Annotated in this window: 11 protein-coding genes; 5 read left to right on the top strand and 6 right to left on the bottom strand. The window is 63.7% G+C overall.

Features of this window, described 5'->3' with window-relative positions:
• The 3 genes from EOD07_RS09100 to EOD07_RS09090 form a co-directional block, all read right to left on the bottom strand.
• The coding region (locus EOD07_RS09100; RefSeq protein ID WP_164772136.1) for a CoA ester lyase at positions 1-681 on the bottom strand (681 nt) is incomplete at its 3' end.
• Between the two features lie 10 nt (positions 682-691).
• Positions 692-1,882 carry an aminotransferase class V-fold PLP-dependent enzyme gene (locus EOD07_RS09095; RefSeq protein WP_127235183.1) on the bottom strand — a complete coding sequence of 397 codons (1,191 nt, stop codon included), beginning with the start codon at positions 1,880-1,882 and terminating at the stop codon, positions 692-694.
• Positions 1,883-2,017: 135 nt separating this feature from the next.
• Positions 2,018-2,689 (bottom strand): response regulator transcription factor, encoded by a 672-nt coding sequence (locus EOD07_RS09090; RefSeq protein WP_245469978.1) that lies wholly within the window; start codon positions 2,687-2,689, stop codon positions 2,018-2,020.
• A gap of 360 nt (positions 2,690-3,049) precedes the next feature.
• Between EOD07_RS09090 and mgtE the strand changes: the two genes are divergently transcribed.
• Both mgtE and EOD07_RS09080 read left to right on the top strand, forming a co-directional pair.
• Positions 3,050-4,468 carry a magnesium transporter gene (mgtE, locus tag EOD07_RS09085; RefSeq protein ID WP_127235181.1) on the top strand — a complete coding sequence of 473 codons (1,419 nt, stop codon included), beginning with the start codon at positions 3,050-3,052 and terminating at the stop codon, positions 4,466-4,468.
• A gap of 143 nt (positions 4,469-4,611) precedes the next feature.
• Positions 4,612-4,998: a MerR family DNA-binding transcriptional regulator gene (locus EOD07_RS09080; RefSeq protein WP_027168973.1), complete on the top strand. Its 387-nt coding sequence runs from the start codon at positions 4,612-4,614 to the stop codon at positions 4,996-4,998.
• Positions 4,999-5,340: 342 nt separating this feature from the next.
• Here EOD07_RS09080 and EOD07_RS09075 read toward each other — a convergent pair whose 3' ends face one another.
• Both EOD07_RS09075 and EOD07_RS09070 read right to left on the bottom strand, forming a co-directional pair.
• Complete coding sequence (locus EOD07_RS09075; RefSeq protein WP_041007616.1) at positions 5,341-5,820, bottom strand: isoprenylcysteine carboxylmethyltransferase family protein; 480 nt, start codon at positions 5,818-5,820, stop codon at positions 5,341-5,343.
• A complete protein-coding gene (locus EOD07_RS09070; RefSeq protein WP_127235180.1) occupies positions 5,817-6,818 on the bottom strand; it encodes a DUF1624 domain-containing protein in 1,002 nt (333 codons plus the stop codon). The genes EOD07_RS09075 and EOD07_RS09070 overlap by 4 nt, the downstream gene beginning before the upstream one ends.
• 286 nt (positions 6,819-7,104) lie before the next feature.
• Here EOD07_RS09070 and EOD07_RS09065 point away from each other — a divergent pair, with 286 nt between their 5' ends.
• The gene (locus EOD07_RS09065; RefSeq protein WP_127235179.1) at positions 7,105-8,307 is read left to right on the top strand and encodes an MFS transporter; all 1,203 of its coding nucleotides are present in this window, start codon (positions 7,105-7,107) and stop codon (positions 8,305-8,307) included.
• Here the strand turns inward: EOD07_RS09065 and EOD07_RS09060 are convergent.
• Positions 8,276-9,466: an aromatic ring-hydroxylating dioxygenase subunit alpha gene (locus EOD07_RS09060; protein WP_127235178.1), complete on the bottom strand. Its 1,191-nt coding sequence runs from the start codon at positions 9,464-9,466 to the stop codon at positions 8,276-8,278. The genes EOD07_RS09065 and EOD07_RS09060 overlap by 32 nt on opposite strands.
• A gap of 104 nt (positions 9,467-9,570) precedes the next feature.
• Here EOD07_RS09060 and EOD07_RS09055 point away from each other — a divergent pair, with 104 nt between their 5' ends.
• Positions 9,571-10,257: a gamma-glutamylcyclotransferase gene (locus tag EOD07_RS09055; protein ID WP_127235177.1), complete on the top strand. Its 687-nt coding sequence runs from the start codon at positions 9,571-9,573 to the stop codon at positions 10,255-10,257.
• A gap of 122 nt (positions 10,258-10,379) precedes the next feature.
• The coding region (cobU, locus tag EOD07_RS09050) for a bifunctional adenosylcobinamide kinase/adenosylcobinamide-phosphate guanylyltransferase (protein ID WP_127235176.1) at positions 10,380-10,887 on the top strand (508 nt) is incomplete at its 3' end.

Raw genomic sequence — 10,887 nt, 5'->3', positions numbered from 1 at the left:
CATGTAGCCTTCCGGGTCGGAGAAGTCGCCGAACGGTCCGTCGATGGCACGCAGGCCATAGGCGCGACAGGCGACCGTCATGCGCGATAGGGCGAAATGCCATTGGTCGCCGGGATAGTCGGGGTTCAAGCCACCGATGTTGACGGTGCGCGCCTTGTTGGAGGCGGCATAGTCGGCGACGCCGAAATGCATCGCTTCCAACCGGCCGGGCGTGGCGGCGATCGCCTCGACATTGGCCATGCCCAACGCCGTCTCGATCAGGGCCTCGAGGCCGACGCGGGTCTTGAAACCCTTGGCCATCTCGATCTGGTTGACCATGGCCTCGACCATATAGAGGTCGGCCGGCACACCGACCTTCGGCACGAGAATGGTGTCCAACCGGTCGCCGGCCTGTTCCATGACGTCGACGACGTCGCGGTACATGTAGTGGGTGTCGAGGCCGTTGATGCGCACCGAGACGGTCTTGCCCTTGGCGCGCCAGTCGATGTCGTTCAGCGCCTGGATGATGTTCTTGCGGGCGCGCTCCTTGTCGGGTGGCGCCACCGCATCCTCGATGTCGAGGAAGACGAAGTCGGCGCCGCTGTTCGCCGCCTTGTCGATCATTTCCGGGCTGGAGCCGGGCACAGCCAGCTCGCTGCGTTGCAGCCGCAGTTTCTTCAGGTGATTGATGGTGTGGCTCACGGTGCGGCCCTCACGCCGCCTTGGCGACAGGCACGTCGGCCGTGCGGCGGAAATGCTCGATCGCCGCGGCCACGCCCGAACCCGGCGCCAGGCGCACGCCGCAATCGAGCAACGCCATTTCGGCCGCCGACAGCGAGGCGCAGACCATCACCTCGTTCAGCCAGCCGAGATGGCCGATGCGGAAGACCTTGCCGAACACCTTGTTGAGGCCGCCGCCGAGCGATGTCCGGTAGGCCTGGTAGGCGCGCTTGACGACGTCGCCGCTGTCGATGCCCTCCGGCACCAGGATGGCGCTGACCGTATCGGAATGCCATTTCGGCGTCTTGGCGCAGAGCTTCAGACCCCAGGCGTCGACCGCCTTGCGCACGCCTTCGGCCAGGCGATGATGGCGCGCGAAGATGTTGTCCATCCCTTCCTCCTCGATCAGGTCGAGCGAGGCGCGCAGGCCGCGCAGCAGCTGCGTCGCCGGCGTGTAGGGGAAATAGCCGCCATCGTTGGCGCGGATCATGTCTTCGAAGGAGAAATAGCAGCGCCGGTGCGTCGAAACCCGCGCGGCGGCAAGCGCCTTCTTGCTGACCGACAGGAAGCCGAGGCCGGCCGGCAGCATGAAGCCTTTTTGCGAGCCAGAGACGGCGCAGTCGACGCCCCATTCCTCCTGCCGGAAGTCGATCGAGCCGATCGAGGAGACGCCATCGACGAAGAGGAGGGCAGGGTGGTTGGCAGCATCGAGCGCGGCGCGGCAGCCGGCGACGTCGCTGGTGACGCCTGTCGCGGTCTCGTTCTGCGTGCAGAACACCGCCTTGATGAGGTGCGCCTTGTCGGCTTTCAGCCGCTCTGCATAGAGCTCGAGCGGAACGCCCGTGCCCCATTCGCAGTCGATGACGTCGACATCGAAGCCAAGGCGCTCGGCCATGTCGACCCACAGATGCGAGAACTGGCCGAAGCGCGACATCAGCACCTTGTCACCGGGGCTGAGCACATTGGTCATCGCCGCTTCCCAGGCGCCGGTGCCGGAGGAGGGGTAGATGAAGACGCGGCCGGTCTCGTTCTTGAAGACTCGCTTGATGTCATCGAACAGCGGCAAGGTCAGGTCGGGGAAGGAGGCGGCGCGCATATCCTCCATCGGCAGGTTCATCGCCTGCCGGACTTGCTCGGGAATGTTGGTGGGCCCCGGGATGAAAAGATGCGTGAACCCAGCCATGCGCGAAACTCCTCCGATCGTTTGGGATAGTGGAGGCAGTTTCGTTTCGATGAGGCCCGGCAACAACACCTTGCCGGGTAAGTTGTTTGCTCTTGCGGGTGGGATGGTCCTACCCGATTGGCCTACCCGGTGAGCCTACCCGACAGGCGATTTGGGCGTGCGTTGTTTCTCGCTGGAATAGAGCGCGACGGCCATGGCGCGGTTGCGGACGTCCAGCTTGTCGTAGAGATTCTTCAGGTGGTACTTCACCGTGTTCTCGGAAATCCCGGTCCGCGTCGCGATCTGCAGATTGGTCCATCCGTCGGAAAGCACCGCCAGCAACTCCCGCTCGCGCACGGTGAGGCGGGACAAGGGCGTGTCGTTGACCTTGTTGATGTCGATATAGGGAATGCAGATGCGGCCATGCGCGACCGCCAAGATCGTCTCGAAGATCACAGGCGGCTCGTCGAACTGGAAGCAGTAGCCTTGAGCGCCCAGGCGCACGCATTGCTTGAGAATGCCGATGTCGTGGTCGTTGGAAAAGATCGTGATGCGCACGCCAAGCTCGCGGCTCTGAACTTCCGTAAGCACATCGGCGCCATCCATGTCGGCGAGCTTCCAGCCGACGACGGCGACATCGAATGTCGTGGCGGCGGCCAGTTCCAGGAATTGCGCGCCGCTGTGCACGGAATCGAGCAAATCGAAACGGCCGTCGCATTCGAGCATTTCGCGCAGCGCCGAAACCACGAATGGATTGCGTTCGGCAACGACCACGCGAACGCGCCGCTCGGCAATTCCTCCGCTCGTCTTTCCAGACTTGATGTTCAAGGGCAGCGTTTGTCCTCGGAGCGTTTGGCGATGCGCTGATCCTGCTGGATCATCCATCACGACAATTCTGCCTCAATGGGGAAGGGGTGCTCTTTCCCCAGCGACATGCACTGTCGCGCCGGCTGAAGCGATTGTCACGCCTGCGACGCGGATGCGCCGCACTGTTCCCGAGCGGTCGCCAGGCGAAGGCAAAGCCACATTTCCTTGGCTATTCCGCGCGCTAGAGCGACATCTTTCCAGGACGAATCCCATTGCCGCGCTATCTGCCGCACAGGGTTTGGATTTCCCGAAAAGCGGTTTCCCCTTTTCGGGATGATGCACTAGACCTCATTTCGGGATTCCTCGTTGCGGGAGGCGCTGGTGGAAGGCCAGGACAGACAGACGACCGGCGCCGCGCCCGCCGAGGAGCAGCACGCCGACATCTATGGCGAGGACGGCGCCGTGCGCGCCTCCTTCCTCGCCCAGATCGGCGCGGCGATCGCCGACCGCGACACGCTCACCCTCAAGCGCGAAGTCGATGACCTCCACCAGTCGGAACTCGGCGACGTGCTGGAGGCGCTGAATCCCGAACAGCGCCGCGCGCTGGTCGAGTTGCTCGGCTCCGATTTCGACTTCTCGGCGCTGACCGAAGTCGACGAGGCGATCCGCCTCGACATCGTCGACAACCTGCCCAACGAGCAGATCGCGCAAGCGGTGCAGGAGCTCGATTCCGACGATGCCGTCTACATCCTCGAGGACCTCGAGAAGGAAGACCAAGACGAGATCCTGTCGCAGTTGCCTTTCACCGAGCGCATCAGGCTCAGACGCGCGCTGGACTATCCGGAAGAGACGGCCGGCCGGCGCATGCAGACCGAGTTCGTCGCCGTGCCGCCGTTCTGGACCATCGGCCAGACCATCGACTACATGCGCGAGGACAAGAACCTGCCCGAGCGCTTCAGCCAGATCTTCGTCATCGACCCGAGCTTCAAGCTCGTCGGCGCCATCGATCTCGACCAGATCCTGCGCACCAAACGCGCGGTCAAGGTCGAGGACGTCATGCATGAGACCTTGCACGCGATCCCGGCCACGATGGACCAGGAAGAGGCGGCCCGCGAGTTCGAGCAGTACAATTTGCTCTCCGCCGCCGTGGTCGACGAGAATGGGCGGCTGGTCGGCGTGCTCACCATCGACGACGTGGTCGACGTCATCCAGGAAGAGGCGGAAGAGGACCTTCTGCGCATGGGTGGCGTCGGTGACGAAGAGCTGTCCGACACGGTGCTTGCCACCTCGCGCTCGCGCGTGCCCTGGCTGCTGGTCAATCTGTTGACCGCTTTCCTCGCCGCCTCGGTCATCGGCCTGTTCGACCGCACGATCGAGCATATCGTGGCGCTGGCGGTGCTGATGCCGATCGTTGCCGGCATGGGCGGCAATGCCGGCTCGCAAACCATGACCGTCACCGTGCGCGCGCTGGCGACCAGGGACCTCGATATCTACAACGCCGCGCGCATCATCCGCCGCGAGCTGGGTGTCGGCTTCATCAACGGCATGGTGTTCGCGGTGCTGATCGGCATGGTCGCGGGCTTCTGGTTCCACGACCCCAATCTGGGGGGCATCATCGCGGCGGCGATGATCATCAATATGTTTGCCGCCGCGCTTGCCGGCATCCTCATCCCGCTGGTGCTCGACCGTTTCAAGATCGATCCGGCTGTGGCCTCGGCGGTCTTCGTCACGACGGTTACGGATTGCGTCGGCTTCTTTGCCTTCCTCGGACTGGCGACGTGGTGGTTTAGAGTGCCCTAAACCAACAAGCCGGCGTTAATTGACTTTTACGTAAATGCCGTGCGAGGTTGCCCCGGGGTCACGTGCCGATTCCGGCGCGGGATGGGTCTAATCGGAGGGAAGGGCGACGCTCCAAGCGGCGATGCCCGGGCTTGGGAGCGGGAATGCGGGAATATTACACGATCACCGAGCTGACACGCGAATTCGACGTGTCGACGCGGACATTGCGTTTTTACGAGGACGAGGGGTTGGTGCAGCCTGTGAGGCGCGGCCGCACGCGGTTGTTTCGGCCGTCCGACAGGCATCTCATCCGTCAGATCATGCGGGGAAAAAGGCTCGGCTTCTCGATCAACGAGATCCGCGAGATCATCCAGATGTACAAGGAGCCGCCCGGCGAGGTCGGCCAGCTCAAGCTGATGATCAAACGCATCGAGGAAAAGCGTGAGGACCTGCGCCAGAAACGGCGCGATCTGGAAGAGACGCTGGCCGAACTGGACCAGGCCGAAGAGTCGTGCGTGGAGCGGCTGGCGGAGCTGGGTGTGAATACGTAGTACCCTGACAGACGAGGGCTAACCGTCGCACACTTTCGAGATTGGCCGGAGCTTTCGAGCTTCGTCATCCCAGGGCGGAGCAGCCGCGAAGCGGCGTCGCGGAGACCCTGGGATCCATGCCGTTACCTTGATCGTTGGGTGCAGCGGAGCAGAATTCTGAACCGTTGCAATGCCTTAGCGTCACGGAATGGATTCTAGGGTCTGCGCGCGTCGCTTCGCTCCTTGCGCCGTCCATACATGACGAAGTCGCGGATGCCCCTGCCAATCGCCGAGGTGTGCAGTTGTTAATCGCCTAGGTGTGCGGTCCGATCGCACCAAGCGGCCGTCATCGCGGAAGCCGCCTCAGATCCAGCGCCGCACCCTTTTTGCATAGTCGCGGTATTTCTTGCCGAACTTCGCCGCCAGGATCTTTTCCTCCTTCTCGATCGCCAGCTTCTGCGTCGCGAAGGCGGCGAGGAAGGCGAAGAGCAGGAACCAGGCGATGCCGGTGATGAAGGCGACGCCGATCAAAAGCAGCGTGTTGGCAAGATACATCGGATTGCGGGTGATGCCGAAGGGGCCCGACGTCACCAGATGATCGGGCTCGGCGTTGGGATCGAGCGTCGTCTTGGCCCTGAACATGGCGCGGATGGCGGTGATCCAGAGCATGGCGACGCCGAACAGCGCCACCCAGCCGACGCCGAACAGGAGATCGCCGAAGATGTCGCCGATCCAGGGCAGCGGGTAGAGCATGCCGAGGGCGACGCTCGCCGCAATCGCCACGACATAGATCACCGGCGGCCAGGGAATGATCCCGTGTCTGGGCTTCACGATGCCCGTCATTGCTGCCCTCCCTCCACCTGGTCCTCGGTCGCGGCGGTGCAGGTTTCCGCGAGGTCGGCCAGATGCGATTTCCAGACGCTGGACTGGTCGTTGGCGTAGAGCTTGTCGAGAGACCCTTCGCCCTTGAGCGTGTCCAGCATGCAGCCACAATAGCTCGTACAGAACTTGCTGTCCCGCTGCTGTTCGCACTGCGTCTGGCAGGCCGGGAGGAAGCCGGCTTCCTTGTCCTGCGGGGCGGCGGGCATGACCTGCGAGAAAAGCCACACCGAGCCGAACAGAAGCGGCTGGTGGATGAGGTAGAAGGCGAGGCTGTGCCGGCCGATGAAGGTCAGCGGGGTCGACCAGCGGCCGGGCAGCCATGTCCCCAGGCGGGCGAGCAGGCCTGTGGCGGAAGCGAGCTTGACCGCGGCGATGCCTGCAAGCACGGCGCCAAACCACGGGAAAAGCGGCACATAGTCGTTGGACCGCGGGTTGGTCGCGGAAAGGCCGACCCACCACAGCGCTGGATGATCGAAGAATTCCGAGCGCAGATAGTAAGGGGCGGCAATGACGGCCGCGGCAATGATCGCCGTCAGCAGCCAGGGCAGCCTGAGAAAGGCGAGGCCGAGCAGGCTCGCCAGCGCGATCTCGTGCAGGATGCCGAAGAAGATGAAACCGTCCGGCGTGACGATGTAGGTGACGGCCGAGATAGCGGCCGCGGCGACTGCGACCATGGCGAAGCGCTTCCAGAAGCCCGGCCAGCGGATTTGCTTGCCATGAGCGAGGAAGAGGCTGACGCCGACCAGGAACAGGAAGGTCGAGGCAATGCAGCGCGCGTAGAACTTCCACCAGCCGAAGGCGGTGAGGGCGGGCGTCGTGTAGCCGAAATTTTCGAGGTCCCAGGTGAAGTGGTAGCTCGCCATCGCGATCAGCGCGATGCCGCGCAGGATATCGATGGCCTGGATGCGGCCCTGCTTTTGGGTGTTCTGAACGGGTTCGCCGGTCGTTTGAACGCTCATTGATCTCGCAATCCGATTCAGTCCTGCCGAACGACTATCACGGTTCGAGCCGACGACATAAGCAGGCGGCCATCAATGCGTTTCATGGCAGCCATGAAATTTCGCTTTAGGCCAGAGGCGGAAAGCCTTTGGCAGGCTTCGCTTTTCGGCCTCTCCGGGTCGGTTTCCTGCTACTGGCCGGCGGCTGGTCCGGCCAGATTTGACAAAGTTTGGATGCATGTCGTTGCCCCAGAACCGCAGCACACTGCTGGGCGACATGCATTGTGATTCACGTTCCGGAGGGCCGATGTCCACCCATGTGCGCCATCCGATCTGGCTTCCGGCCCTGCGGCCGGCGGATGCGCGCACCTTCGCTTCGCTCTATGCGGTGGAATCCTTCGCCCGCGCCACCATCTCCAGCGTGATCCCAATCCAGGCCTACGAGATCCTGCACAACGAGCGGATCGTCTCGATCCTTTACACCATCGTGTCGCTGATGGGCCTTTCGGTCACGCTGTTCATGCCGATGCTGATCCGCCGCTTCGCCCGGCGTTGGGTCTACACGGCCGGCTGCGTGCTGCTGGCGATCGGCTCCGCCTTCTTCGTCACCCACACGCTGCCTGGTCAGATCGCCGGCATGCTGTGCCGCGTCATGGGGGCGAGCGCGCTGTCGATCACGCTCAACCTGTACATCATGGACCACATCCGCAAGACCGACTTCATGCAGGCGGAATCGCTGCGCATGGCGTGGTCGATGTTTGCCTGGACGGGCGGGCCGACGCTCGGCATCTTCCTCTACACGCATTTCGGCATCTATGCCGCGCATGGCGCCGTCGTGGTGTTTGCATTCGCGCTGCTTTGCCTGTTCTGGTTCTATCGGCTGAGCGACAACCGGTCGATCCGGCCTGGCGGCAAGACGCGCCCGGCCAATCCGCTTGCCAATATCGGCCGCTTCGTGAAGCAACCGAGGCTCAGGCTTGCCTGGCTGATCGCCTTCGGTCGGTCCTGCTTCTGGACGACCTTCTTCGTTTACGGCCCGCTGTTCATGGTGATCACCGGCCAGGGCGAGCTCGCCGGCGGCTTGCTGGTTTCGGCCGGCAACGCGCTTCTGTTCGTGGCGATCTTCTGGGGCAGGGCCGGCAAACGCTTCGGTGGAAGGCGCGTCATGACTTTCGCCTATTTCGCCATGTCGGCGGTGCTGTTCGCCGCAGGCGGCGTCGGCGAGGCCGCGCCGCTGCTCACCGGCGCGCTGCTGCTCTGCGGCGCCTTGTTCACCATCGCGCTCGACGCGCTCGGCTCGACCGCCTTCATGCGCTCGGTGCGTTCTTACGAGAAGGCGCAGATGGCGGCGGTCTACCGCACCTATCTCGATTTCTCCGAGCTGACGCCGCCGCTCGTCTATTCGGTCGTGCTTACCTTCTTTGGGCTGGGATCGGTGTTCGTTACGCTCGGCATCCTGGCCGCCTTCTGCGGCCTCGTCACCTGGCGCTATCTGCCGAAGGCGTTTTGAAGGCTGCGTGGCAGCCGCGCAGCCAATCATGGAAGCGGTGCAAATCGTATTCCTCCGGCATGAGCACGCCGGTCTGATGGCGCATCGAGCGAAGCCCCTTCTGGTTGACCTCGCAGATCGCGGCGTCTTCCTCCAGCACCTGGGTGCCGAAAGCGACGATGTTGTCGATATCGGTCTTTCCCAGCGCATCCGGGGCGAACAGCCATTCGGCGGTGAGCTCGGTCTGCTCGGGGCCGAGCGGGGCCAGCCGCACGGTGCGCATGTAGTCGATGTGTCCGACGATGAACATCGAGGGCAGCGAGGTGGCATAAGTCTGGCCGGCGGCGCGTTCGGCCGGAGTCAGGCCGGAAAAGACAGGACCGTGGACATGGCCATCCCGCGACCATGTCTCGGCGCCGGCGCGCAGGCGGCCGGAAAACTCCGGACCGTCATTGTCGGCGTGGCGCGCCCATTCGGGGTCGTCATGCCTCGTCATCAGGCCACGCCCATAGATCGGCACCAGCCGCGACAGATCCTTATGCACGCCCGGGCAGTGCAGGCATTCGTTGAAGTTCTCCCAGAAAATCTTCCAGTTGCAGTTCATCACCTTGGTGAGCCGGTGGCCGGTGACGAGCGTTTCCAGCGGCCAGTTGGAAAGATCGCCGGAGGCCCGATCGAAGGAGCTTTCCGCCGAGCCGGCGGGATCCTCGGCAAGGTTGATGAAGACAAGGCCGCGCCAGACCGAGAGCGCTACGCGGTAAAGCGGATAGTCGGCCTTGTCGAAGCCCTCGGGCAGCGATTTCGACGGCACGCGTACGAGATCGCCGCGCAGCGAATAGGACCATGCATGGTAGGGGCAGGTGAGCAGCCTGGCCTTCAGCCGTCCGGCGCTCTCCTGGCAAAGCTGCGAGCCGCGATGACGGCAGGTGTTGTGAAAGGCGCGCAAGGCGCCGGTTTCGTCGCGCAGCACGACGATCTCCTGGCTGCCGATGCGCACCGTGCGGAAGGCTAGGGGCTCGGCGATGTCCGCCTCGCGACAGACCATCAGCCAGCTTCGGTACCAGATGGCGTCCAGATCGCGCCGATAGGCGTCGGCGTCCCAATAGGCGGCCGACGGCAAGGTCGGCTGGAGGCTGGTCAGGCCGTTGTAAGGATCGCGTTCGCTCGGATTGGGCTGCATGGGCTTCTCCCTGACTGACGACCAGCCGACACCCAGGCCAGGGAGTTGTCAATCGAAAGGCGGCGGCATTGTTTCGATCGCGCAGGAACCCTAAGGTCGCGCGCATGCTGCCAAGAACCATGTCGCTCACCGAGGAACTGGTCGCCCGCTGCTTTCGGGTTGTCGAGGATAGCGGGCCCGATCCCGATGCCGAGCATCTGGATGACACCGACTATGACGCGATGACACGCAAGCTGGAGGCTCAGCTTCCCGCCAACGAACCGCTCTGGCTGTTTGGCTACGGTTCCCTGATCTGGAAACCCGAGATCGAGCATGTCGAGGAGCGGGTGGCGCTGCTGCGCGGCTGGCACAGATCCTTTTGCATGAAGATGACGCGTTGGCGCGGCACCAAGGAAAGCCCGGGCCTGATGATGGCGCTGGACCGGGGCGGACAGTGCAAGGGCGTCGCCTTTCGGCTCGGCGACGGCGATCGGCGCGAGCAACTCGACAAGCTCTTGCGGAGAGAGGTGACGCTGAAGCCGACCAGCTACCATCCGCGTCTGCTCAATATGACGAGCGATGGCGGGCCGCTGCGGGCGCTGGCCTTCGTCATCAACCGTAACGGGACCACCTATGCCGGTCCGTTGAGCGAGGAGGCGGTTGTCGAAAGGCTGGCGACCTCCTGCGGCCATTGGGGCTCGGGCGCCGATTATCTCTACAACACGGTGAAGAATCTCGAGCAGCGCGGCATCCATGACGCGCATCTGTGGCGGTTGCAGCAGCTGGTCGCCGCCCGGATCGCCAGCTCGTAGCGGTCGTGCCGCAATCGCGCCGGGCGGTGGCGGAATTTGGTTTGCCGGCAGGAGGGCTTCTGCCTAAAGTCGTGCCGTCGGCGTGATGGCAACGACAATGTTCATCCAAGGTGAAGGCAGGAATGACCGGCGCGACAGCCGCGAGCGGCAATAGAGCTTCCGATCGGAAACTGACCTTCATCCTGGGCGGTGCCCGCTCGGGAAAAAGCTCTTATGCCGAGAAGCTGACGACTGCTAACCCGTCGCCCTGGACCTACATCGCCACGGCTCAGGCTTATGACGACGAGATGCGCGAGCGCATCGCGCTGCATCGATCGCGGCGGGGCGAAGGCTGGGTCACCGTCGATGCGCCGCTCGATCTGGTCGGCGCAATCGGGGCCTTGCCGAATCACGAACCTGCGCTGATCGATTGCCTGACATTGTGGCTCACCAATCACATGCTGGCCGATCATGATATCGAGGCCGAATGCCGGCGGCTCAAGGATGCGCTGTCGCGGCCGCGCGGGCCGTGGTTCGTGGTTTCCAACGAAGTCGGGTTGGGCATCGTGCCCGACAACGCGCTGGCGCGCCGGTTCCGCGACGCCGCGGGCCGGCTCAACCAGCAGGTCGCGGCCGCTGCCGACAGCGTTC

This window comes from Mesorhizobium sp. M2C.T.Ca.TU.002.02.1.1, from assembly GCF_003997225.1.
Note: the sequence above shows the minus strand (reverse complement) of the source record. Positions and strands in the feature narration are given on the sequence as shown.